Annotated in this window: 24 protein-coding genes, 1 tRNA gene and 1 riboswitch; of the genes, 18 read left to right on the top strand and 7 right to left on the bottom strand. The window is 47.0% G+C overall.

Features of this window, described 5'->3' with window-relative positions:
* Position 1 precedes the first annotated feature (1 nt).
* The 14 genes from rfbA (at position 2) to B5D42_RS01060 (ending at position 14,071) form a co-directional block, all read left to right on the top strand.
* Entirely contained in the window at positions 2–859 is an 858-nt protein-coding gene (gene rfbA / locus B5D42_RS00995) for a glucose-1-phosphate thymidylyltransferase RfbA (RefSeq protein ID WP_078829554.1), read from the top strand.
* A 73-nt stretch (positions 860–932) separates the two neighbouring features.
* Entirely contained in the window at positions 933–1,805 is an 873-nt protein-coding gene (locus B5D42_RS01000; protein WP_078829555.1) for a MerR family transcriptional regulator, read from the top strand.
* 92 nt (positions 1,806–1,897) lie between these two features.
* Positions 1,898–2,395: an RNA polymerase sigma factor gene (locus B5D42_RS01005; protein ID WP_078829961.1), complete on the top strand. Its 498-nt coding sequence runs from the start codon at positions 1,898–1,900 to the stop codon at positions 2,393–2,395.
* A 10-nt stretch (positions 2,396–2,405) separates the two neighbouring features.
* Positions 2,406–3,902, top strand: coding sequence for a bifunctional phytoene desaturase/3,4-desaturase (crtID, locus tag B5D42_RS01010; protein WP_078829556.1), 1,497 nt, complete (start codon positions 2,406–2,408; stop codon positions 3,900–3,902).
* A 17-nt stretch (positions 3,903–3,919) separates the two neighbouring features.
* Positions 3,920–4,756 (top strand): phytoene/squalene synthase family protein, encoded by an 837-nt coding sequence (locus tag B5D42_RS01015; RefSeq protein ID WP_078829557.1) that lies wholly within the window; start codon positions 3,920–3,922, stop codon positions 4,754–4,756.
* Between the two features lie 29 nt (positions 4,757–4,785).
* Entirely contained in the window at positions 4,786–5,319 is a 534-nt protein-coding gene (idi, locus tag B5D42_RS01020; protein WP_078829558.1) for an isopentenyl-diphosphate Delta-isomerase, read from the top strand.
* Complete coding sequence (gene crtD / locus B5D42_RS01025; RefSeq protein ID WP_078829559.1) at positions 5,319–6,812, top strand: 1-hydroxycarotenoid 3,4-desaturase CrtD; 1,494 nt, start codon at positions 5,319–5,321, stop codon at positions 6,810–6,812. The genes idi and crtD overlap by 1 nt, the downstream gene beginning before the upstream one ends.
* 4 nt (positions 6,813–6,816) lie before the next feature.
* The gene (locus B5D42_RS01030; RefSeq protein WP_078829560.1) at positions 6,817–7,494 is read left to right on the top strand and encodes a carotenoid biosynthesis protein; all 678 of its coding nucleotides are present in this window, start codon (positions 6,817–6,819) and stop codon (positions 7,492–7,494) included.
* A gap of 1 nt (position 7,495) precedes the next feature.
* The gene (locus tag B5D42_RS01035) at positions 7,496–7,981 is read left to right on the top strand and encodes a sterol desaturase family protein (protein ID WP_078829561.1); all 486 of its coding nucleotides are present in this window, start codon (positions 7,496–7,498) and stop codon (positions 7,979–7,981) included.
* The gene (locus B5D42_RS01040) at positions 7,978–9,141 is read left to right on the top strand and encodes a lycopene cyclase family protein (protein WP_078829562.1); all 1,164 of its coding nucleotides are present in this window, start codon (positions 7,978–7,980) and stop codon (positions 9,139–9,141) included. Before B5D42_RS01035 ends, B5D42_RS01040 begins: the two co-directional genes overlap by 4 nt.
* Before the next feature lie 29 nt (positions 9,142–9,170).
* Positions 9,171–9,242: transfer RNA gene (locus B5D42_RS01045), tRNA-Arg, on the top strand.
* Positions 9,243–9,375: 133 nt separating this feature from the next.
* A complete protein-coding gene (locus tag B5D42_RS01050; RefSeq protein WP_078829563.1) occupies positions 9,376–10,419 on the top strand; it encodes a BF3164 family lipoprotein in 1,044 nt (347 codons plus the stop codon).
* Positions 10,420–10,507: 88 nt separating this feature from the next.
* Positions 10,508–11,371 carry a GLPGLI family protein gene (locus B5D42_RS01055; protein ID WP_078829564.1) on the top strand — a complete coding sequence of 288 codons (864 nt, stop codon included), beginning with the start codon at positions 10,508–10,510 and terminating at the stop codon, positions 11,369–11,371.
* A 126-nt stretch (positions 11,372–11,497) separates the two neighbouring features.
* A complete protein-coding gene (locus B5D42_RS01060; protein ID WP_139366934.1) occupies positions 11,498–14,071 on the top strand; it encodes a TonB-dependent receptor in 2,574 nt (857 codons plus the stop codon).
* Between the two features lie 325 nt (positions 14,072–14,396).
* Here B5D42_RS01060 and B5D42_RS01065 read toward each other — a convergent pair whose 3' ends face one another.
* From B5D42_RS01065 to B5D42_RS01095, 7 genes are all read right to left on the bottom strand, one after another.
* Entirely contained in the window at positions 14,397–14,750 is a 354-nt protein-coding gene (locus B5D42_RS01065; RefSeq protein ID WP_078829566.1) for a TM2 domain-containing protein, read from the bottom strand.
* Positions 14,751–14,754: 4 nt separating this feature from the next.
* Positions 14,755–15,039 carry a DUF2752 domain-containing protein gene (locus tag B5D42_RS01070; RefSeq protein ID WP_078829567.1) on the bottom strand — a complete coding sequence of 95 codons (285 nt, stop codon included), beginning with the start codon at positions 15,037–15,039 and terminating at the stop codon, positions 14,755–14,757.
* A 12-nt stretch (positions 15,040–15,051) separates the two neighbouring features.
* Positions 15,052–15,630 (bottom strand): MarC family protein, encoded by a 579-nt coding sequence (locus B5D42_RS01075; RefSeq protein WP_078829568.1) that lies wholly within the window; start codon positions 15,628–15,630, stop codon positions 15,052–15,054.
* Positions 15,631–15,695: 65 nt separating this feature from the next.
* On the bottom strand, positions 15,696–16,319 hold the full coding sequence (gene cobC, locus B5D42_RS01080; RefSeq protein WP_139366935.1) for an alpha-ribazole phosphatase: 624 nt from the start codon (positions 16,317–16,319) through the stop codon (positions 15,696–15,698).
* A 109-nt stretch (positions 16,320–16,428) separates the two neighbouring features.
* Positions 16,429–17,148 carry a Dph6-related ATP pyrophosphatase gene (locus B5D42_RS01085; RefSeq protein WP_078829570.1) on the bottom strand — a complete coding sequence of 240 codons (720 nt, stop codon included), beginning with the start codon at positions 17,146–17,148 and terminating at the stop codon, positions 16,429–16,431.
* Between the two features lie 78 nt (positions 17,149–17,226).
* Positions 17,227–17,448, bottom strand: a complete 222-nt coding sequence (locus tag B5D42_RS01090; RefSeq protein ID WP_078829571.1) for a cysteine-rich CWC family protein — start codon at positions 17,446–17,448, stop codon at positions 17,227–17,229.
* 24 nt (positions 17,449–17,472) lie between these two features.
* Positions 17,473–19,404, bottom strand: coding sequence for a TonB-dependent receptor plug domain-containing protein (locus B5D42_RS01095; RefSeq protein WP_176112867.1), 1,932 nt, complete (start codon positions 19,402–19,404; stop codon positions 17,473–17,475).
* Positions 19,405–19,509: 105 nt separating this feature from the next.
* Positions 19,510–19,706: riboswitch (cobalamin riboswitch) on the bottom strand.
* A 134-nt stretch (positions 19,707–19,840) separates the two neighbouring features.
* On the opposite strand from B5D42_RS01095, the gene B5D42_RS01100 reads away from it, so the two are divergent.
* The 4 genes from B5D42_RS01100 to B5D42_RS01115 all read left to right on the top strand — a co-directional run bounded on the left by B5D42_RS01100 (position 19,841) and on the right by B5D42_RS01115 (position 25,322).
* Positions 19,841–21,208, top strand: coding sequence for an APC family permease (locus B5D42_RS01100; RefSeq protein WP_078829573.1), 1,368 nt, complete (start codon positions 19,841–19,843; stop codon positions 21,206–21,208).
* A gap of 2 nt (positions 21,209–21,210) precedes the next feature.
* Positions 21,211–22,383, top strand: a complete 1,173-nt coding sequence (locus B5D42_RS01105; protein WP_078829574.1) for a trans-sulfuration enzyme family protein — start codon at positions 21,211–21,213, stop codon at positions 22,381–22,383.
* A gap of 71 nt (positions 22,384–22,454) precedes the next feature.
* The gene (locus B5D42_RS01110) at positions 22,455–23,918 is read left to right on the top strand and encodes a TolC family protein (RefSeq protein ID WP_078829575.1); all 1,464 of its coding nucleotides are present in this window, start codon (positions 22,455–22,457) and stop codon (positions 23,916–23,918) included.
* A gap of 42 nt (positions 23,919–23,960) precedes the next feature.
* Positions 23,961–25,322, top strand: coding sequence for an efflux RND transporter periplasmic adaptor subunit (locus B5D42_RS01115; RefSeq protein ID WP_078829576.1), 1,362 nt, complete (start codon positions 23,961–23,963; stop codon positions 25,320–25,322).
* The last annotated feature ends 29 nt before the right edge of the window (positions 25,323–25,351 follow it).

Below are 25,351 nucleotides of genomic sequence, written 5' to 3' on the forward strand. Positions count from 1 at the left end.
TATGAAAGGGATCATTCTTGCAGGAGGTTCAGGAACGCGGTTATACCCGATCACAAAAGGGATCAGTAAACAGTTGATGCCCATTTATGATAAGCCGATGATCTATTATCCTTTATCGATTCTGATGCTGGCGGGAATCCGCGAGATACTGATCATTACCACCCCGGAAGACAGTTCTCAGTTCCAGCGTTTGCTGGGCGATGGTGTGTCGCTTGGATGTGCGTTCTCCTATGCCGTGCAGGAAACACCTAACGGGCTGGCGCAGGCATTTGTAATTGGAGAAAAGTTCATTGGTAAGGACAAAGTGGCGCTGATACTGGGCGATAATATTTTTTACGGCGCGGGATTGAGCAGTCTGGTACAATCATTCAATAATATCAACGGGGCGGCGGTATTCGCGTATGAGGTGGCCGATCCCGAAAGATATGGTGTGGTTGAATTTGACGAAAACTATAAAGCGGTATCCATAGAAGAAAAACCGGCCTCTCCGCGTTCGTCGTATGCAGTTCCCGGCCTTTACTTTTACGATAACGACGTAGTAGCTATTGCCAAAAGCATAGAACCTTCTGCAAGAGGTGAATATGAAATTACAACAGTGAACAATGAATACCTGCAACGCGGCACACTCCAGGTGGGTATCATGGGAAGAGGTACAGCCTGGCTCGATACCGGCACATTCGATTCCCTGAGTGATGCCTGTGAATTTGTAAGGGTAATTGAAAAAAGGCAAAGCCAGAAAATAGGCTGCATCGAAGAAGTTGCATACCGGATGGGCTATATCGACAGAACGCAACTGAATAAACTTGCCGATATCTATGCCAAAAGCGGGTATGGAGAGTACCTGCGCCGGATCAGGTAAGCGTAAACCATGAAAATGTGTATTTTTTTTCCTGACGCTGAACAAAAGCGTATGCAGCATTGTTATAACAGACATGGAAGCGTTCACCATTAAGGACCTGGAAAACCTTTCCGGGATCAAAGCCCATACGATCCGTATATGGGAGCAACGCTATTCCCTGCTCAAACCTTCACGTACAGATACCAACATCCGTTACTATTCCAACGACGAGCTTAAAAAAGTCCTGAATATTTCTATCCTCAACCGTTACGGGTATAAGATCTCGGAGATCAACCGGATGAGCCTCGATGAAATGAATGAAAAGATCCGGGCACTGGCAGACACAGAGGCAAGACTGGAACTGACGCTGAATAAGCTGGTGGCAGCAATGATAGACATGGATATGGAGCTTTTTGAAACCTTGATTGACCAGTATACAGCGCAGCAGGGAATAGCCGGCGCGATACAGATGCTGGTTTTCCCGTTTCTCGAAAAGATCGGCATTCTATGGCAGACCAATCACATCACTCCCGCGCAGGAACATATGGTCAGCAACATCATCAGGCAGAAACTGATAGCCGGGATCGACCGCTCTCCGAAGCCACAAACAAAACACAAGACCATAATTTTATTCCTGCCGCCGGATCAATACCACGAACTCGGACTCCTGTTCATGCAATTCCTCTTAAAGCAGGAAGGGCATGAAGTGCTGTACCTGGGCTGCGATACACCTGTTAAAGAGCTGGAATATGTAGCCAGGCTCAAAAAACCGGATTTCATATACTGCCACCTTACTTCTGTAGCCCAGAATTTCCAGCTGGGAAAATGGCTGACCCAGCTGGGCCAGCAGCTTGCGAACTTCCCGGTTGTTTTTTCCGGTCCGGCGCTGAATGCCTGGCGGAATAAACTACCCGCCCAAATGCAGCTGAAATCGTCCTTCCAGGAGGTCATCGAAGCCTTCAAATAATATCCCGTTTCCAGCTATCAAATTAAAAATGACGCAAAATCATCCTATGTTTTATTTTTTTGTTTAATTTTATGATATCAAAAGTTAAACAAATGTCATCGCAGGAATTTGATCAGCTGATAAAGAACGACACTGACTTTCTGAAGCCGTTTGCCATAACGCTTACGCATGATCCGGAAAAAGCCAGTGATCTTTTCCAGGAAACCCTGTACCGTGCTCTGGTGAACAGGGAGAAGTACCAGGCGGGAACCAATATCAGGGCCTGGCTGTATACAATCATGCGCAATATTTTCATCAATGATTACCGGCGCAGGGAAAAGCAGCGTTCTGTACTGGATTCGGTTTCATCGGGTTTTGCATCGGCTTCCGAATCAACAACACTCAACGACGGTATCAGCACCCTGCAGGTTAAGGAGATCCGTGCCGCGATACACCGGCTTCCGGGCATTTTCAGGAACCCGTTCCTGATGTATATGGACGGATACCGCTACCATGAAATAGCTGGCATGCTCTGCGAACCGCTCGGGACCGTTAAAAGCAGGATCCATTTCGCACGTAAACAGCTGAAAGATCAATTATCCAGGTATTAAACATCAGCCCTTGAAAAAGCACGTTATTGTTATCGGCAGTGGTTTCGCAGGCTTGTCTGCCGCCTCTTTTATGGCCCGCGCCGGTTGGCGTGTAACGGTGCTTGAGAAAAATGCCTCCCCGGGTGGCAGGGCAAGACAGCTGACTGCATGCGGGTTTACTTTCGATATGGGGCCTAGCTGGTACTGGATGCCGGACGTGTTTGAGCGATATTTTAAACAGTTCGGCAAAACCGTGCCCGACTATTACAAACTTCAGCGGCTTGATCCATCCTATCGTGTTTATCATCAGGACGGGCCTGTTGATATTCCCGCAGATTACGCGGCGCTGAAAGCCGTATTTGAAACCATCGAACCCGGAAGCGGCAAACAGCTCGATCTGTTTTTAAAGGAAGCGGAATATAAATACCGGATCGGTATGGGTAAACTGGTGTACATGCCGGGATTGTCCGTAACCGAACTTTTCGACGGTGAATTAATGAAAGGAGTATTGAAGCTGGATGTATTCCGCAATATGCAGTCGCATACAGCCAAATATTTTAAACATCCTTTGTTGCGTCAGCTGATAGAATTCCCGGTATTGTTCCTGGGTGCTTTGCCCCGCCAGATCCCTGCTTTATACAGCCTTATGAACCATGCCGACATCGTAGGCGGAACCTGGTACCCGGAAGGCGGCATGTATTCAATTGTGCAGGCCATGTACCGGCTGGCGCTCGAACTTGGTGTTACCTTCCATTTTGAACAGCCGGTAGAAAAAATGGTTGTTCAGAACGGGATCGTAAAACAGGTGCATACTACAGCTGCCGATGGAACGAAAAGGGTATATGAAGCAGATGCGGTGATCGGCAGCGCAGATTATCACCACATAGAGACCAGCCTGCTGCCCGAAGATATGCGCAGTTACTCCGCGGCTTACTGGAATAAAAGGGTGATGGCGCCTGGTAGTCTCATTTATTACGTGGGGCTGAATAAAAAGCTGTCCGGCATCACACATCATTCCCTTTTCTTCGATACGTCGTTCGATACACATGCCGGCGAATTGTATACAAACCCGGCATGGCCTTCCGACCCTTTGTTTTATGCCTGTGCAGCTTCGGTTACAGACCGGCACGCTGCACCGGAGGGGCATGAGAACCTGTTCCTGCTTGTGCCGGCAGCTGCCGGACTCACAGGCGATGATGAAACATTGCGTGAACACTATTTCGGCCGATTGATCTCCCGCATGGAAAAACATACCGGACAATCCATCGGGGATGCCGTTGTTTATAAAAGCTCATTTGCACACAGTGATTTCAGCAGCGAATACAATGCATTCAAGGGGAATGCATACGGGCTTGCCAATACATTATTGCAGACATCCTTGCTGAAACCATCCTGCAGGAGCCGTAAACTGAACAATCTTTTTTATGCCGGGCAGCTGACAGTGCCTGGTCCTGGTGTGCCGCCCAGCCTGATCAGCGGAGAAATTGCGGCGCGTGAACTCATCAAAACATACCCACAAACATCATAAAACATAAACCGTTTCACATGATAAGCCTGTTCCATGATATAAGCCAGCGTTGCAGTGAGATCGTTACAGACCGCTACAGTACGAGCTTTTCAGCTGCCATCAGGTTGCTGCATAAAGACATGCGGGGTCCTATAAGAAATATTTACGGCTTTGTAAGATTGGCTGATGAGATCGTAGACAGTTTTCATGATTACGATAAATCGTCATTGCTGAATGAGTTTCGCCAGGCAACTTATGATGCAATTGAAAAGAAGATCAGCCTTAACCCGATCCTTCACAGCTTCCAGCTTACATTCCACGCATATAACATGAATATTAAACTGGTGGAAGCTTTCCTGCACAGCATGGAAATGGACCTGGTGCGTCGTGATTATAACCGGGCCGGTTATGAAGAATATATTTATGGCAGCGCGGAAGTAGTAGGACTGATGTGTCTTTATGTTTTCTGTAATGGCGACGAGGTTGTCTACAACTCGCTGACCCCCTATGCAAGAAGCCTGGGCGCCTCTTTCCAGAAAGTAAATTTCCTGCGCGATATCAGGGCTGATTACGAGGGCCTGGACAGGATCTATTTTCCCGGCTGCGATTTCAGGAATTTCACAGAAAAGGAAAAAGCTGAAATTGAGAAGGATATTGAAAAAGATTTTAAGGAAGCTTACCAGGGGATCCGCAGGCTGCCCGTGCGGGCAAGGTTTGGCGTATATGTTGCATACCGGTATTATTACCTTTTATTCAGTAAGATCAAAAAGGCCAGGGCCAGCCAGATCATGGAACAAAGATTCCGGGTGCCGGATTACCGTAAGGCACTGATCTGGGTGCAGGCCGGCCTGGAGATGCGTTTGAATATGATCTGACAATTAACATACAAGATTTACTTTTAGATATGGAACATGTGATCCTTGTTGATGAATCTGACCTCGAAACAGGTGTTGCTGAAAAAATAGCAGCTCACCGTGACGGTCTGCTGCACAGGGCATTCAGCGTTTTTATTTTTAACAGTGACGGCGAGCTGTTATTGCAACAGCGTGCAAAGGACAAATATCATAGTGGCGGATTATGGACAAACACCTGCTGCAGTCATCCACGCCCGGCTGAAGATATCGCTGCCGCTGCAGAGCGGAGGCTGCAGGAGGAAATGGGTTTTACAGTACCGCTGGAGAAAGCACTTGATTTTATATATAAAGCCCCGCTGGCCAATGGCCTTACCGAGTATGAATACGATCATGTTTTCATCGGTTATTATGATGGCGAGATCATGCCGGATATCTCCGAGGTAATGGACCATGATTTTCTGTCTTTCGAAATGCTCGATGTGCTCATGAAAAAAGAGCCTTCTTCCTTTACCGCATGGTTTCATATAGCGCTCCCGCTTGTACGAAGCTGGCTGGAGCGCCGGAACGAACAAATGACAGCCTGATGAAACAAGAAAAAACGGCCATTGTTATAGGAGCCGGCGTTGCCAGTCTTGCCGCAGCGATCAGGCTGGCTGTTGAAGGCTATGAAGTAGATGTTTTTGAAAAAAATGAGGTTCCAGGTGGTAAGTTGGGACTGCTCATAAGAGGCGGTTATCGTTTCGATACCGGGCCAAGCCTTTTTACAGAGCCCGCTAATATCGCAGCGCTGTTCAGCCTGGCGGGAGAATCGATGGAAGATCACCTGCCATACGAGCCCGTAACTGTATCCTGTACTTATTTTTATGAGGACGGCGGCGTACTCCAGGCGCACCGTGATCCTGTTTTATTTGCGGCTACCCTGGCGGAGCAACACCAGGAAAACCCTGCAGTTGTTGAAACCTATCTGAGGCAGGCAGGTAATATGTACGACCGGATCGGAAAATTATTTACGGAACATTCATTGCATCAAAGAAACAGTTTTAGTATGCGTTCGGTGATCCGCGCATTGAAGACCACAAGACCGGCGCATCTCTTCGGTACGCTCCACCAGCTGAACCGGAAAACCTTCCGCAATGAAAAAACGGTACAGCTCTTCAACAGGTATGCAACCTATAACGGCAGTGATCCGTACAGCGCTCCGGGTATGCTGAAACTGATCTCGCACCTCGAACATAATGAGGGTATTTATTATCCCGCAGGTGGTATGATCAGTATCGTAAATGCTTTATACCAGCTGGCGCTGCGGAAACAGGTCCGTTTTCATTTCAATACACCCGTTCAGCGGATCATAACGCATGAAGGTTATGTTACCGGTGTTGTGGCCGGACACAGGAATCACTATACCGGGAATGTGATCAGCAATATGGATGTGTTTTTTACTTACAAGCACCTGTTGGGTCATGATTATAAAGCCGCGCGTTTATTGCGCCGCCAGAGAAGCAGCAGCGCCGCTATTTTTTACTGGGGCATACGGCACGAATTCCCGCAGTTTGGCTTGCATAATGTTTTGTTCAGCGGGAATTATAAAGCCGAGTTCAACTGTATTTTCAAACAGGCGCGTGTTTACGAAGATCCAACTATATACATCAACATCACTTCCAAACAGGAGGCCGGGATACATGCGCCGCATGGTTGTGAGAACTGGTTTGTGATGATCAATGTGCCGTCAGTTACAGGCGGCGACCGTGAAGCGTTCAGGAAGCATTGCAGGCAGCTTGTCATTACCAAACTGAACCGGATGCTGCAAACAGATATAGAACCCCTGATCGAAACAGAAGACTTTCTCGATCCGGATGGAATTCAGGATAATACCATGTCTTACAAAGGCGCTTTATATGGCAGCAGTTCCAATTCGGCAATGTCTGCTTTTCTGCGTCACCCTAACTTCAGCAAAGAACTGGCAGGATTGTATTTTACAGGGGGTAGTGTACATCCGGGCGGTGGAATACCTTTGTGTTTAAAAAGCGCAGCTATCGTAAGCGGACTCATTACAAAAGCTGAACACAAAAAGCACTGAGAGAATGCAGGTAAACAAATTACATATTTCAACAACTGTTGCACTGCTGTTTCATGTATGCGGCGCTGTTGGTATTGTATGTACACCTTACCGCGACTGGTTTATACAACACACACCATTGAATCTGTTACTGATGGCATTACTGCTGGTCTGGAACCAGCAGGATAAAAATCCGCGTTTCTTCCTGTTTTTATTCATTGCTTTTGCAACAGGCATGCTTACGGAAATTGCGGGAGTACAATCAGGGCTGCTTTTCGGTACTTACAGTTACGGAACAGTAATGGGTGCGCGAATTGGCGGAGTACCCTGGCTCATAGGGCTGAACTGGGCAGTGATCATGATCTGCACCGGTTCTGTTATGGCAATGCTGCTGGAACAGGTAGCAATAAAAGATCCCGGACGCGCAATGCCGGCAAGGCTGCAACAATTTTCGCTGGTGCTGGATGCGGCGATACTGGCGGTTGTATTCGACTGGATCATGGAACCCGCAGCTGTAAAGCTCGGGTTCTGGCAATGGGAGAACGGTGTTATCCCGGTTTATAATTATGTATGCTGGTTTGCGATCAGCCTGTTGCTGCTGTTCATTTTCAGCAGGATGCGGTTCCGTAAGGAAAACAGGTTTGCGGCCCACCTGCTCATCATACAGGCATTATTCTTTTTAATCATCAGAACGTTCATGTGATATGTGGTATGTATTGATTACACTCCTGAGTTTTGCCCTGATGGAATGCGTTACATGGCTCACACACCGGTATGTAATGCATGGATTCCTGTGGTTCCTGCATGAAGATCATCACCGGAAAGGCCCGGGCTTTTTTGAAAAGAACGATGCATTCTTTGTGATCTTTGCTATTCCCAGCTGGCTATGCATCATGCTTGGCAGCATGAACCAGGCCTATTGGGTAGTAGCGATAGGGGCCGGTATAGCGCTGTACGGAGCTGCGTATTTCCTGGTGCATGAAGTGATCATACACCAGCGGTTCAAGTGGTTTACACATAGCCGTAACCGTTATGTACGGGCCATCCGCTGGGCGCATAAAATGCACCATAAACACCTGGGAAAAGAAGACGGCGAAAGCTTCGGCATGCTGATCGTGGCAAAAAAATACTGGGATAAGGTAAGGCGCGATGAAAAACTGCAACATGTAAAACCCGCAGAAAGCAAATGACAGGAAACCGCTACGATTATATTATTGCAGGCGGAGGTTGCGCAGGACTCAGTCTTTTAATGCGAATGCTGCAGCAGGATCAATTCAGGAATAAAAGTATCCTTTTGATAGATCCGCAGCATAAAAATACAAACGATAAAACCTGGTGTTTCTGGGAAAAAGAGCCGGATATTTTTGAGCCTGTCGTTTTTCATTCCTGGTGTAAAGCCGGGGTGCATTCAGATACTGGTTCTGTAATATTTGATCTTGCTCCATATCGCTATAAAATGATCAGGAGCATTGACTTTTATGAATACGTCCATACCCGGGCAGCTGCACATGCCGGCGTGTCTGCATTACAGGCAACGGTTACGGATATGCATCAGCTTGACAACGGAACGGTTAACGTGCAAACAGACCAGGGAGCTTTCTATGCTGATCTTGTATTTAACAGCACGCCGCTTCAGGCACAGCCCGTAAAACAAACTCAAATGCCACGTCTGCTGCAGCATTTCAAAGGCTGGCTTATAGAAACGGAAACCGGATGCTTTGATGCGGAAACTGCTACCCTCATGGATTTCAGGGTTTCACAGGAGCAGGGAACCACATTCGTATATGTGCTGCCCGTATCGGAAAAGCAGGCTTTGGTTGAGTATACTGTTTTCTCGGAAACTGTTCTGCCAGGGCATGTTTATGATGAGAGGATCGAATCATACCTGCGTAATAACCTCGGTATTCAAAACCGGAAGATCCTGCACGAAGAAGCCGGGGTGATTCCAATGAACAATGATCCTTATAACAATTCCCAAAGCAGCATTATACATATCGGCACTGCGGGTGGCCAGGTAAAAGCCAGTACCGGCTACGCATTCAGGTTCATCCAGAAAAAAACAAAGGCTATTGTGGAGGCGCTGGTACGGAATGAGCCGGTAACGCAATTGAAGGAACCCGGAAAACAGAAGGCAATTTTCTACGACAATATTCTTCTCCGGGTACTCAAACAACACCCACAGCTGGGCAGTATTGTTTTCAGCCGGATCTTCTCCCGCAATCCTCCTGCCCGCATCCTGCGATTTCTTGATAATGAAAGCAGTTTGGCAGACGACCTGCAGATCATGTGCAGTGTACAAGCCGGACTGTTTACCCGGGCGGCATTTCAGGAGTTAATGGCACGGATGTAAGTGTTTTTCTATTACTTTTGCAGCTTTCCGGCCTCGTAGTACAATGGATAGTATAAGAGTTTCCGAAGCTCCAGATCCAGGTTCGATTCCTGGCGAGGCCACTTTCAACTAATGCCCAATACCATTTTATAACAGGAATTACCCGGTTTCAGTTCCTGCAGCCTCCCTGCTGTTCATTCCCTTTTTGATATTTTCCGTATCTTTTCCGGAGCCGCTTCCATAATAAAACTGCTTATGTATACGATACGTAACCTCTTATTTTTTATTACCGTTTCCGTAATGATTTACGGTTGCGCCACTATACGCAAGTTCCCTGCAAGCTCAGATCTGGCAGAAACCAGGTTGATGGACGCTGAATTGCAAACGCCCCAGTCAATGACGATCTACAGGGATTCCCTTTTGCTTGTGATGAATAATTTGAATACTAACCCCCATCATATACGCGTATTCGATATCGCCGGGAAAAAAGCAGTAAATAATCTTTTTCCTGCAGGTTCAAAGAAGGGCGGAACCATGGCATTCATGTCTTTCGGCATTTCCGACAGCCTCGTATGGGTATTCGATGTAGCTAAAAACGGGTTCATTACAGCCAATATAGATTCCGTATTAAAAAGTAACGGATCACTGGAATATTATTCGGAATACCGGATAAAACCGCAGGTCTTTTACTACGACGCAACCCTTTTAAACCGCAACGAAGCCCTGCTCAGCGGTAATTATGATACAGACGAAAAACTCAGTTACGTAAAATTTGCCGATACAACACAAAACAAAAAACTGCTGTCTTACCTGGAAGATTCTGCTATCGGCTCTTCAAGGTTTAAGAAAACATCATACGAGAGTTTTATGCTGCTGAAGCCGGATAAGAAAAAACTGCTGCTGGCCTGCAGGTATTCCGATCAGTTTGAATTACTGGATCTGACCACCGGAGCGCATAAAAAAATGAAGGGGCCCATCGGATTTGCACCACAGCTTGCACCCTTCGAAGATAACTCCGGCAGACCTGTAGCCGCGCCGGACAATGCAACAATGTTTGGTTTTCTGAAAGGATTCGCTACGGAAAAATTTATCTACCTTTTATTTTCCGGGAACGAGATCAAGTCGCCCAGAAGATTCTACAGCAATCAGGTACTCGTGTATAATTGGGAAGGGCAGCCGGTAAAACAATTCAACCTGAAGAACGATATCGTCTGCTTCTCGGTTTCATCCGATGATAAAACCCTTTACACACTCAATCCGCGGACAAGGGTGATCAGCTTTTCCGAATTGAAATGGTGATACCTGAATGAAACAATTAAAAGCCAGATAGCTTTCTTTAACCGGAAATAGTTATTTTACAAGTAGCAACCCAAACAAACTGCTGAAGATGAAAAGATATATAACCGTTGTTTTTGTTTCCTTCCTGTGCCTGAACCTGAAGGCACAGGAGACGACAATACTGAATGTAGTATATGATTTTTCATATACCAGGGACCTGGCTGACCCCTCAAATCCCTATAAATCAGAAATGATATTATCTGCGGGCCAGTCGGGCAGCCGCTATACTACCCGCGATCTTTTTAACCGCAACAGTCCTGCTGCCATCAAATTAAATAAACAGCGTGAAGCAAAAGAAAGCTCCGGTGCAGCTGCAAATACCACTGTTGCAGTTGGGGGGCCAATGCTTACTGTGAGTAATGCAGGCACACTGATCAATGAAGAAATCTTTATCAGTAAAACCAATGGCACTGTTCAGACTGCCGGCCGGATCGGGTTTAAAAATTATCATTTCTCGGTTCCGCTTCCTTCCATTAACTGGAAGCTGGGGAATGAGCAAAAAATGATCTGTGGTTATAACTGTCAGAAAGCAGTTGGCGATTTCGGGGGAAGAACATTTGAAGCCTGGTTTGTTCCGGACCTGCCTTATTCTTTCGGTCCCTGGAAGCTGAACGGTTTACCCGGCCTGATCCTCAGCGCCAATGATACAAAAAATGAGATCTCTTTCACCTGTAAGGAAATTACAAAAAACAGCGATCCCGAAGAACTGATAACATCCTACATGAACCTGGGCCGCAGCGTAGAGGTAAAACCCAAAGAATACCAAAGAGTAGCCGGCATGTTTGCAAGCGATCCTGCTGCTATGGTTGAAGCACAAATATCCGGAACCACGGTCAGCGTCCGCAACCTGGATTCGCCCGGCGATAAAAGCATTAAAAAAATAACCAGGTACAACCCGATGGAACTCAAATAGAGTGCCTTTCTTCTGCGGATGAAAACTTCATACTGTAAACTACTATACTGCTTTGTTGCAATACTCCTGTCCGCAACAGTCCCGCATACATCGTTTGCGCAGGAGCAGAAAATATATTCCGGTACAGTGTCGGATTCTGCCCAGCCGGTTGTTTCCGCCAATGTTTTTATCGTGAATGATGCCGGGGTATTGCTAAGTTTTGCAATTACTGACCAATACGGCAGTTTCCGGATCAAACTTTCTGAAACGCTGATGCAGCAGCCTCTCTGGATAGAAGCTACGGGTATGGGTTACAAGAAGGAGCGGATAAAATTCGATCCGAAAAAACAGGAATATAAGTTCAGGTTAACCCGCGATCCTGTTTTCCTGGAAGGTGTTACCGTTACCAGCCGCCCCAAACTTCAGCAGATGGGAGATACTTTGCGGTATATCGTTTCGAGCTTTGCTGAAAAAGAAGACCGGAGTATCGGCGATGTATTGCGACGTATGCCCGGCATTAAAATAATGGATGACGGAACCATTTATTATAACGACAAGCAGATAGAGAACCTGTACATACAGGGTGATGATCTCATGAGCGGCAAATATGGTACGGCTACAAAAGTCATCAGAAAGGAAATGATCAAAAGTGTGGATGTTATCCAGAATCACCAGCCGATCAAAGTTTTAAAAGACAAAGTATTTTCCGATAAAACATCTGTTAACCTGGTGCTGGCCGATGAAAACTCAATTAAGATTTCTTCCGGCGGCAGCATCGGTTTAGGGCTCCCCGGTCTTTATGATATCAGTGCAAATACGATTCTCCTGAACAAAAAGATCAAATCCATCAATCTTGCAGCGATCAATAATACCGGCAACGATTACCGGAACCAGCTGAAATCCCAGGGAAGCGGTAATATGGGGGGCAGTATCGATAAAGATTTTCCGGAACTGACATTGTCGCTGTCGTCCGCGCCGGTGCCCAATATCGCCCAGCAATATTATTTCGACAACCAGTCACGCATCTTCAACTTCAATAACCTTTATAATCTTAAGAACGGCATCCAGCTGAAAGCGAATGTGCAGGTATTTGACGACCGGAATCTTTTCCTGTACAATGGCAACACGAAAAATTTCATCAATGGTGATACTGTTATTTACCAGGATCATGAAAGTGTCCGCAACCGCCCGAAAGCTTTCAGCGGATCATTCCAGGTATTTGCTAACAAGGAGAAGTTCTACTTTAATAATGTTACGCAGTACAGGTCATGGGTGGAAACCAATGCTGCCGGAATGCAGTTTAACAGTAATAGCTTCTCCCAGGAATTACGTAACCGCCGATATGAATTAAGCAATGACCTTCACTGGATGCCTACCATAAAATCAAATGCTGTTTTTGAATTGAGATGGCTGCTGAAAAAGGCAGATTATGATAAACAACTGGCGCTGTATGATGGTTTTGTGAGCAGTATCAAAGGCCATGAAGGAGTATATGACAGCATCATTCAAAAACTGAAAGATCCTGTTTTCATGTCGCACGTATACCTGTCTGCAAAGCGATCCTGGCGCTGGGGAACCGTGTATCAGAATGCAGGCTGGATCACGGAGAATCACCTGGTACAGTCTGCCCTTGCCTTTCTGAAAAATGGAAATCTTACGCCTTATTCCGGTGATAACGGAAACCATCAGCGCTGGCGAAACAATCAGTATTATGTGAGTTCCGGTTTCGATTTTAAAACGAACCGCTGGAGCGGAACAGTGCAGCTGCCCCTGATACTGCAGCAGCTGCGTGACGTACAGGAATATTACGGGTTCAACAGTGCGTTGAATAAGGTCCGTTTCAATCCGAAAGCGTCGCTGCGGCACCAGATCAGCCTGGAGAAACAGGTCTCTTTAAATTATAGTTATACCACCACATTCGGTGATTTTACAGATACCTATATCGGAAGCATACTCAAAAACTACAGGAATGTTTCTTCCAGCCAGGGTGTGATCCCCTTTAATAAGATCCATAGTTCCTCGCTGAGCTATGGTTACCAGAAATCGATCAGCTTGTTTTTCTTTAATGCTGATGTTAGTTACAGTCATATTACAGGAAACACACTGATGGCGTCAGCTATTACAGACAGTATTGAGCAGACTGCACTGGTGCAGGGAAACAATGTCCAGGAAAGATGGTCTGCCAATACGGGAGTGAGCAAATTCATTTTTGCGATCAAGCTGAATACGAGCCTGAAGCTGGGGTATAGCTTTTCCCGGAACAATGTTATTTTAAATAATCAGCCCGTTTCTGTTCACAACAATGTTTTATCAGCCTCGGTTCAATTCTCCAAACGTTTTTCCGATAAGATTTCAGTGGAGTATGGCGGGAGATATGAGCAGGTAAAAGTAACTTCTTCCGGAAATGCGGCTGCACAGAAAGTGCAGAATCTGAATCAGACCATCAAGGCCTCTTTCATTCCCGATAAAAAGCTGCTCGTTGATTTTGTGATCCGCAACGCCATTCAGAAAAACAACTTTATCACGCAGGATTATTTTTTCTCCGATGCAAAGATCAGGTATACATTTTCGAAGAAGAAATTTGATCTCAATATTGAAGCCTACAACCTGTTCAATGTAAAAGATTATGTCTATTTCAACGCAGACAGCTACCGGCTTCTTTCAAACCATTATTATCTCCGGGGGAGAATGATCATGGCGAAAGTGGATGTTTATTTCTGATGGGAAAAAAGCATGTGTTCTTTTGTAATCAAAAAAACAATTAGCCAATAGGGCTTATGATTTCTGTACGGCCGTCGGCATATTTTTTAATAAAGTTATCCAATGATTTGCATTGCATTTTGGGCAGCGGCAAGGCCTGCCCGGCGGGCACGATTCACGACGAGGCGTTTAGTGAGATAACTGTGCCCCTCTTCGGTTTCGTATTTCGACGCTTTTGAATTTGATTTTTACTTACAGTTGCGATGCTACTACATTTTCTTACTTAAAGGTACGAAAATATGAAAATGCCGTATTCAGGATCAATACAACCGTTTGATGCCCGATATCAGTAAGAAGAAACCATTGCCATCGACTCCCTCGCCATTTGCTGATTGTACTCGAAAGTGAGTCTCTTGTGATTCACGGTATCCATGATCGTTCCGATAAAGCAAAGTCCGGCAGTGAAAAAGTAAATGATGCCCATGCCGTTCTGCCCTACCATAAAACGCTGAACACCTGCAATACCCAGGAAACCGAGCACACAGCCGAGCAGGATCTGGTCTGTTTTTCTGCGTTTGCTGTTATAAAGGGCAACAAAAGTCATCAGGCGTTCTTCAGGCAGATCGCGGGTAATATGTTGCAGAAATACCATTTCTTCACCTTCCAGCGCCGGGATCAGGTTCATAAAATTGGGTGCCATAATACTACAGGGTGTTTGATTGCAGGAGTTGTTTTAGCCTGATAAATATAACAATTACAGCGAAGATTCCCAGCGGATGGTATTGCCAGGATGACCGTAGCCGTAAATGCAGCGCTTCATGTATCGCATGCCCGATGCCGCAACCCGGACATTTACCCAAACCCACAAGCGAAGACAAACATAACGAGGTGGCTGGCTTTTCCACCGGCAGAAAAAACAACAGGACCAGTGCTGTGAACCAGAACAGCAGTTCATTGTATTTCAGCAGGAAGTGCCCGATCCTGATCATGACTGTTGATTATTATTTCCCGAATGCGGCAATATTGCTGCTGAAGATCTTCACGGCAATGGCCAGCAGTATCACTCCGAAGAATTTCCTTACCGCCAGCAGGCCCGCGGGTCCCAGCAGTTTCTCGACAAACTTCAGTGACCTTAATACGGCATACACAACGCCCAGATTGATCATGATGCCTGCAAGAATATAAGTTGTTTCGAAGTTTGCTTTCAGCGACATAATGGTTGTAAGCGTACCGCTTCCCGCAATGATCGGAAACGCGATGGGCACAACGCTGCCGGCGTGCGCATCTTTATCGCCCTTGAAAATTTCATGACCCAGCACCATTTCAAGACCAAGCAGGAAGATCACCACAGAACCACCCACCGCAAAAGAACGGATATCCAGCCCCAGCATTTTGAGAAAGGCTTCGCCGAGGAAAAGGAAGAGGATCATCAGCGCGCCGGAAACAAAAGTTGCCTGCAGGGTTTTAATACCGCCCATTTTCCCTTTCAGAGAGATCAGCAGGGGAATGGAGCCGACAATATCAATTACGGCAAATAAGGTAAAAGTAATAGTCAGCAGTTGATCGATATTAAAAGCCATAATGCGGGGTTTTAATAAAGATATGATCTTGCTCCCGTATAAAAAACAGGCTTGCAGGGAAACCGTTATGCCTGGCTGCTGTTAACGGTTGGCCTGTGCCACTCTTTGCCTGCAGCAGAATAATTGTACAGCAGTTCATGACTGAGATTACCGGGTTCGCCCGAGATCTTTACCACGCAGCCATAATGCAAGGAGAAAACATCAAAGGATTCTTTCAGCGGCGTTGACGTAACATGTGCGAGAATGCTGCGTAAAACGCCGCCATGGGCCACAATTACGGCAGGCGAAGGCTGTTGCATGATCTCCGAAAAACAACGGAGTACTCTTTCGTGCATGATGGTATAGCTCTCGCCACCCGGTACGGTAACATTTACAAAGTCCTTAAGCCATGGATCCATTTCTGCTTTGGAGATCTCATCCCAGGCCTGCATTTCCCAGGTTCCGCAATCAAGTTCCTTTAATGCATCGTTGAATTGTATCTCATGTGCCGGGAATAAGGCGCTGGCCAGTTTGCTGCATCTTTGCAAGGGACTGCTGTAAACTGTTCTGATGTTTGCAGGCAGGTGGGGCCTGGTCAGTTCCACTTCTTCAGGAAAACTTTGTACTACGTCGAGATCCGTCTGTCCGTAACAGATGCCTTTTGCAATATCGGGTGTGGTATGCCTGATCAGGTAGATCTCGGTTTGCATATGCTGAAATTTCGGCAAAAATAAATAAACGCAGCGCTCTTTGAACGATTGGCGGTTTTGTTTACCCGATTGTTTTTTTGCGCGATCGGTCGACTGACCGCATCGGTTGTTAAAGTGCGGGTAACAGATCGCAGAACCAGAAACCCATCCCTGTTGCCTCACCGCAATTATCGCTGCTGCTTTGCGGCGCTTTGTATTCGCGGTAAACTTTTTCCCCTGTCTCAAATGCAACCGGCTGTTTGAAGATGGGCCCATCGAACACGAATGTGTGGAACTCGCCATTTTCACCACAGGGGTCAACGCCTGCGGGCAGATCTTTCAGGAAGTCATGATCAATAATCCTTCCGGCAAAGCTGCTGTCCAGCAGTTCGGATTTCGTGCATACTACAATGGTCTTAAAACCAAGATCGAGGAATTCGTGTATAAGTTCGGTGGTGTCTCTCTTCCATAACGGAAAATAAGCAGAGAATCCTGCAGCGGCAAGTTTTTCTTCACGGTACCTGCGCAGGTCTTCCAGGAAAATATCGCCGAATACGGAATGGGTATAACCCGCTTCGCGGAATGTGGCCATTGTTGTTTCCATCGCTTTTTCGTAGTCGTGCATGGATGGCTGATCGGCAAGCAGCAATCTGGTGAGGGGAAGACCTAATGCCGCTGCCTGTTGCTCCAGCAGCACTGTTCTTACGCCATGCATCGATACCCGGTCGTAAGTGCCGTTGATACTGGTAAGCAGTTGTTGTATTTCATAATCAGGATTACGCAGGGTATGGAACAATGCCAGTGCACTGTCTTTTCCACCACTCCAGTTGAACAGGGATTTGTGCGCCACAAAAAAGATTTAAAAAGTAAAAAAGAAACGTCAAGATATAAAAAAGCCGCAGATTGCTCTGCGGCCGTTTCTCAATGGTTATTGGTTTGGGGAAAGATATTTCTCTTTAAAGAAAATGTATTTGTTCTTGATATCTTTCAGGCAGTTGTTGCACAAACAATCTGTGTACCGTTCCTCGGTAAAGGCCCTCTCTTCCATGGTGAGCTGCACAGTGCTGCAATGGCAGTGTGCAACATCGCCCACTTTGCATTCGAAAGATTGTTTGCACCTCGGGCATATTTTCTGTTCATGTGTCGGCATCACGTATTGTTTAGTGCGAATCAGCTACCAGTTAAAGGTAAGCCCCGCATTGAATATAACAGGGATCGCGTTATACCCCCTGGTATCGTAAAATTTCCTGTTGGTGAAATTCTGTACATCGGCAAAGAACTTCAGGCTCTCGGATGTTTTGTACTCTGCATAAGCGCTGAAGATTACATAGTTGTCGAGGAACAGGTCCTGCTTTTTGTAACCACCCACGTCATAACGTCCGGCCACATATTTACCGCTGATACTCGCATAGAGACCTTTGGTGAACTGGTAGCCGGTAGTCAGGTTAATGCTGTGTTTTGGTCTGCGCAGCGAATAATTGTACAGCGTATCTTTAAAGTTCACACGGCTTTGTGTTGCTTCTTCCAGTGATGTATAGGCATAGTTACCTGTAATGGTCCAGGTGGCGGTTGGTGCAACGGTTACCTCGTATTCTATACCTCTTGCTTCCTGCTTCGCGAAATTAAAATAGCGGCCTGGCGTGCTTACGTTGTTGTAATCGATACCATTGGTGATGTCGCGGTAGAAGAATACGATCCTGTTGCTGAAGCCTTTATATTGCTGCTGTACACCCACTTCATAGTTTACAGATCTTTCAGGATCAAGCGCTACTTCAGTTCCGGTAGAATAGATCTGGTACAGCGATGGCGCCTTAAACGCGCTGGCGATACTTCCGAATACCCTGTAATGCTCACTGATGGTATAAGAAGGGTTGAATGTGTAAGTGAAATTGTTGCCGTAACGGGAATGGTTATTATACCTTCCGCCCAGCTCTACATTAAAACCTTTCAGGCCGAATGCAAGCGAGGCGTAAGCGGATGCCTGGTTCATTCCTTTATCCGGAAAACTGCTGTTGTAAGGGCCGAATGAACTCATGGAAACATACTGGTTATTCATTGAGCCGAAACGATAATCGCCGCCTGCCAGTAAGGTGAGGCCTTTAACAAGCTTTACAGATGCATATAACTCTGCAAACTGGGTAATGGCATCGTAATCATTCATAGAGTAGGCTGTTGCGCCCGGAATAGTAGCGTTGTCGTTGTAGTTCCGGTGCATTTTGCTGTACTGGTAATTACCGTTCAGCGACCAGCGGTCTCTTTTAAACACGAAACCTGCACCTGCTGTGAGATTTTTGTTGTCGATGGTATAGTTCCGCTTATCTGCAAAGGCGCCCGCATCAATGTCGGCATTGTACTGGCTGAACATGGTGAATGCTTTAACAGCCAGCTGGCTGGTGGCCTGGTAAAGGACCGAACCACTGGTAACGGTTCCGTCATAACCGTCGTTATCGAAGTTTTTGGTTCCGGTACTGTCATAGGCTGCGGAGAATCCTTTGGTGCTCAGCCGTGCAAAACGACCTGTATAGGTGAGTTTGCCGGTTTTGCCGTAAACCTGGAGGTTGTTACGGGTAGTGCTTTTGTTACCGGCTGTCATGGTTGCTTTTACGTTAAAAGGTTTGCTGATGTCCTTTTTAACGGTGATGATATTGATCACACCCGCAACGGCGTCGCTGCCGTAGAGGGTAGACTGCGCACCTTTACAGATCTCGATGCGCTCGATATCGTTGATGGAAAAAAGATTCAGATCGAAATCATTGGTGATCTGCGAAGGATCGTTTACCGGTATGCCGTCCAGCAGGATCAGCGTACGGCCCGACGCGGCACCACGCATGAATACGGACTGAACACCGCCCGGATTGTTCAGCGCGCCGTTGATGGTGATGCCCACCTGCTCGTTCAGTAACTGCGCAACGGTTTTGCCGGTGCTTCTTTCGATCTGTTGTTTGGTGATAACGGAAATGACTTTTCCGGTTGTACTCTGTTTCTGCTCTGTTTTATTGGCAGTAACGATCACATCATCCAGTTGCCTGGTCCTGATGCTGTCTTGTTGTGCAAAACTCGCACTACCTGCAAGCAGTGCGGTAAGGAGCGTAAATGATCTGCTCATTGTTTTGGTTTTGATTTGAACAATGAGCTTCCAGGGAATAATAGAGAAATATAAAATGACTGCTGCAGACAGCATTTTACATCCTTGCCTTTCGCCCGAAAGCCGTGAATGATAATATACCAGGCAGGTCTTCTGGCTTACATCGCGCACCTGGCCTTCCCGTGATGAACAGTGGCATGGAGTAGGTGCGGTTCCGGCCATGAACGGCCGGATAATGCTTACAGCTACGGGGATAGCGCCGGAATTGCACCGGACTTCCCTTTTAATCACGCAGTGCGTGAACCGGATATGCAGACAAAGGTAATCACATTGTGCTATCGGCGAGAAAAATAATCGGCGGATAAGGAATCGGATTAACCGATAAGCGGTATTGACCAGCGGGTAACGCCAACAGTTTCAGTTAAGTTTATTACATTTAAAGCCACAGATATTAATTATGCAGGGAAAACAGAAACTGAACCTTTTCAGCTTTACGATGATCGTTGTAGGACTGGTCATCGGTATGGGTATTTTCAGAACGGCAGCAACCAGTGCAAGGGATGCGATAGCGCCATCGGTTTATTTTACAGCCTGGGTGCTGGGTGGTTTCATCGCATTATGCGGTGCGCTTACTTATGCCGAGATCGGCAGCCGTTACCCGGTTACCGGTGGTTATTACAAAATATTTTCTTATGCCTATCACCCGAGTATAGCATTCGCGATCAATTGTATTATCCTGATCAGTAATGCAGCCAGCCTGAGCGGTGTGGCCCTGATCGGCAGTGGTTATATTGCAAAACTGTTTCCGCAATGGCAGTGGACGGATATAGACAAAGCCTTGCTGAGCTGCGGGGCTATTATTATATTCTATGCCATCAACCTGATGGGGCTGCGCATGAGTTCCCGCGCGCAGAATGTGCTGATGCTGATCAAGATTACCATGATCGTAGTGCTGATCGGTGCATTGCTGTTTCCGCATGACAGTGCGCAGGCTGCGGTGAGTGCAGCCGCTCCCGCCGCAGTAACAACGCCTTCCATGAGCTGGATCCAGAGTCTGGGATTAAGCCTGATAGCGGTGTCGTTTACCTATGGCGGTTATCAGCAGACCATCAATTTCGGAAATGAAGTGGATCGCCCCTCAAAGAACATCCCCAAAGGGATCTTTATCGGTATCGCGATCATTATTGCTTTGTACCTGCTGGTGAATCTCAGCTACTATAGCATTGTAGGGTTCGATAATATGAAAGGCGAAAGAGAGATCGCTTATGTGGTGATAGAAAAAACTTTCGGAACGCGGGGTGCAGATATTTTCTCCTTTTTCCTCTTCTTTGGCGTACTCGCATATGTGAATGCTTTATTGCTGAGTAATCCCCGCGTTATGTATGCAATGGGAACCGAAGGAACACTGCCTGCGGTTTTCATGAAGCAGAATAAAAAGAACGCAGTGCTGACGGTTTCCCTTACCGTATTTGCCGCTATGTGTATCGTGATCCTGTTCTTCGCACAAACATTCGAGAAGATCCTCAACTTCACTATTTTCCTCGATTGTTTCGGAATGGTGGCATCGAGCGCAACAATTTTTGTATTGCGGAAAAGGACTAAACATCTCGATAATACGGGCATTTATAAAATGAAACTTTTCCCCGTATTACCGGTGATCTTTATTGCCGCCTACCTCTTTGTAGGAACCAGCATTGCTATCCAGACGCCTGATACGGCCCTGGTGGGTGTTGCGGTGCTGGCAGCCTTTATGGTACTCTATTTCGTTACCCAGAAATTCAGGCGGCAGCCCGTTCTTCCTGCCGATCCGGAACAAGAAGCATAATTATGGATCTTTCATTCATCATCAACGAACTAGGCGAAGAGCGCGATGATTATTTTCGCGCCATCGCGCCGCCGATCGTTCAGACCAGCAATTTCGCTTTCAAAACCGTTGCTGAGATGCGCAATGCTTTCAGCGATGAATACTCAACCTGGATCTACAGCCGCGGAATGAACCCGACGGTAGATATTCTCCGTAAAAAACTGGCCGCGCTCGACGGGGCTGAAGATTGCCTGGTATTCAACAGCGGCGCCGCAGCCATATTTGCTGCCGTGCTCGCCAACGTGAAAAGCGGGGATCATATCGTAAGTGTAAAAGAACCTTATTCCTGGGCACAGCGCATGTTTGAGGTGATCCTGCCGCGTTTCGGGGTTACGGTAACTTATGTGGATGGTACGGAAACAGCGAATTTTAAAAATGCGATCAGGCCCGAAACCACGCTGATCTACCTCGAATCTCCCAACAGCTGGTCGTTTGCCCTGCAGGATCTTTCAGCCGTAGCTGCACTGGCAAAGGAGAAAGGAATCACAACTGTTATCGACAACAGCTATTGCACACCAATTTACCAGCGACCCGTGGAAATGGGTATCGACCTGGTGCTCCAATCCGCTACCAAATACATCGGCGGACACAGCGATACGGTTGCTGGCGTTCTCTGCGGAAGCCGTGCCATGATCGAAAGGATCTTCAACAGCGAATACATGAATATCGGCTCCGGCATACAACCATTCAATGCCTGGCTGCTGATACGTGGTCTACGCACTTTGCCCGCAAGGCTGGAGCGTATAACCCGCACTACCGATACCGTAATTGCTTTTCTGAAAGAACATGAGCGCGTAGAAAGGGTCTTGTTCCCGTTAGATCCGTCTTTCCCGCAGTATGAACTGGCCAGGCGGCAGATGGAAGGCGGCTGCGGACTGCTTACATTCATCATAAAAGCGGAATCCTGCGGCACCATCGAACGTTTTTGCGAGTCGCTCAGGCATATCCTGATGGCGGTAAGCTGGGGCGGGCACGAATCGCTCATCATACCCAAATGCGCCGGAATGCCGCCGGAGCAGTTCAGCAGTACCATCGAAATGCACCGGAGCCTGCGCCTGTACACAGGACTGGAAGACGCAGATTATATCATCAGCGACCTGAAACGCGGATTCGATGCCATTGCCGGGCTCCCCTGACAATTCCTTAAAGATGATGCCGTCTGTCTAAAATTTATGGAAGTGCTGCGGAAACTGCTATTTTTGTTTATATGAGAAAGTTATTTACCCTTGTTTGCTGTGCATTCCTCTTGCAGGGGCGGGCGCAGAACGGTTCCGATAAATGGGACCTGCGGCAGTGCGTAGAATATGCCAGGCAAAATAACATATCTGTAAAACAGGCCGATGTGCAGGCACGGATTGCTGCGCTGCAGGAAAAACAGGCCAAATACAACCTATACCCGAACGCATCAGGTAATGCCACTACCGGTGTCCGTTTCGGCCGCTCTATTGATCCTACCACCAACGGGTTTGCCAATTCGCAGTTCCTTTACCAGAATTTCGGCATCAGCGGCGGTGTGCAGATTTACAACCAGGGTCGTCTGCGCTACAACCTGGAAGCAGCGAAACTGAACCTGAAAGCGGCACTTGCCGATGTGGAGACTGCCGCAAATGATGTATCTATCAACGTAGCAACCTATTACCTGCAGGTCTTACTGGCCAAGGAACAGATCAATGTTACCAATGTTCAGATCTCTCAGACACTGACCCAATACGACATCACTAAAAAAAGAGTGGACGCCGGTGCATTACCGGAGCTCAACCTTGCCGAAGTGGAAGCGCAACTGGCAACAGACAGTACCAATTATATCTCTGCACGGGCACAATACGAGCAGAGCCTGATCAATCTCCGTGCATTGCTCAACCTCGATCCTTCCGTATTATTCGGCCTTGAAACACCACCTGTAGAACAGATCCCGATCGAAACGCTGGGTGATCTGCAGCCGGAATACGTGTACAACCTGGCGCTGGGTAACCAGCCCCTGCAGAGAGCCAACGAATTCAGGATCCAGGCCGCGCAGAAAAATATTCTCGCTTCCAGGGCGATCATGTATCCCACATTAAGTGTGGGCGCCAGCCTCGCCACCAACTTTTCCAATTCGTTCAAATATACCAACGGAGTTACGTTTGGCGGTTATGCTCCTATTACCGGGGCCGAACCCGTCGTTAATATCAGCAACGTAAACTACTATGTGCAATCACCCATCTACAAAGTAACCCAGAGTTCCCGGAGTTTTGGCGATCTCTGGAGTGGCTGGAGCGATCAGCTGAGCAATAACTTTGGTCAGAACGTAGGCCTCACGCTTTCTGTGCCCATTTTCAACAATGGCCAGGGAAGGATTGCACACCAGCAGTCAAAACTCAACCTGAAATCCGCAGAACTGCAGAAAGAATCGAGTAACCTTAAACTGAAACAGGATATTTATACGGCTTATACCAATGCATCATCGGCCCTGCAGAAATTCAACGCAGGTAAGAAAAACGTGGAAAGTGCCCAGAAAGCCTATGATTTTGCATTGAAACGTTATGAGGTAGGATTGCTGAACTCGCTCGATCTCATCACCAATCAGAACAACCTGCTCCGCGCTAAATTGCTGCAGCTGAACAACCAGTACGATTATGTATTCAAAATGAAATTGCTGGAGTTTTACAAAGGGCAGGGTATGAAATTATAACACTTAACCTGGCGAATATATCCCAAACACAAAAGAAATTTTATGAGTAAGAAATTGATCTGGATCATTGTAATACTCCTCGTTGTGATCGCAATTTTCGTGGGCCTTAAAAAAGGAGGCGTGATAGGGAAGGAAGAAGGCATCAAAGTCTCTGCCGAAAAAGTAACCACACGCACCATCATCGAAGCCGTAAATGCGAGCGGGAAAGTATACCCCGAGATCGAGGTAAAAGTAAGCCCGGATATCAGCGGTGAGATTGTTGAGCTGACCGTAAACGAAGGCGACAGCGTTAAAAAAGGACAGATTCTTGCCAGGATCTATGCCGATATCTACTCAACCCAGCGCGATCAGGTTGCAGCAGGTGTTGACCAGGCCAGGGCATCCCTCTCTAACTCAGAAGCAAGTATCGTTGGGTTAAAAGCAATGCTGGACAATGCAAAAGCCACTTACGACAGGCAGCGTAAACTGCTCACGGATAAAGTGATCTCCCGTTCAGAATTTGAACAGGCAGAACAGGCATACCGTTCGGCTGAAGCTAATTATAATGCTGCAAAAGAAGGACTGAGAGGCAACCAGGCATCTATTCTGAGCGCAGAAGCGCAATTGTCGCGTGCCAACAAAGACCTGTCGAGAACCACGCTCACAGCCCCGATGGACGGAGTGATCAGCCTGCTGGCCGTTAAAAAAGGGGAACGTGTGGTAGGTACGGCACAAATGGCGGGAACAGAAATGATGCGTGTTGCAGATATGAGAAGTATCGAGATCAGGGTAGACGTGGGCGAGAATGACATCCCCAAAGTAAAACTCGGTGATACGGCAATTGTGGAAGTAGATGCATATACTAACCGTAAATTCAAAGGCCTGGTTTACAAGATCGCCAATCCCAATACTACAACGGCAACCTCCTCATCATCCGGCACTGAAGTAACAAACTATAAAGTCCATATCAGGTTACTGCCTTCCAGTTATGCAGACCTGGTAGCTGCAGGTAAAAGCTTTCCTTTCCGTCCGGGTATGAGTGCCAGTGCCGATATCCAGACCCGCACCAAAACCGGCGTAACAGCTGTTCCGCTGAATGCAGTAACAACGAGGGATAAGGATAGCGACAAATCTCCCGGCACGAAAAAAGACGACAAGCCGGAAGATCAGGATACACCGAAATCGGCCAGTGCGGAAGATGGCATAGAAGAAGTGGTATTCGTTTTACAGAAGGATAATAAGGTAAAGAAAGTAAAAGTGAAAACCGGTATCCAGGACCTGAACTATATCGAGATCGTTGAAGGACTGAAAAGCGGCGATGAAGTCATTTCCGGTCCTTACAGCATCGTAAGTAAAACACTCAAAGACGGCAACCTGGTAACGGTTGTACCTAAAGACAAGCTGTTTGACGAGAAGAAGAACTAAGGGCAAACTGGATTTGCTGTGATATTTGT

The sequence above is a fragment of the Sediminibacterium ginsengisoli genome (genome assembly GCF_900167075.1).
GTDB classification, from domain to species: domain Bacteria; phylum Bacteroidota; class Bacteroidia; order Chitinophagales; family Chitinophagaceae; genus Sediminibacterium; species Sediminibacterium ginsengisoli.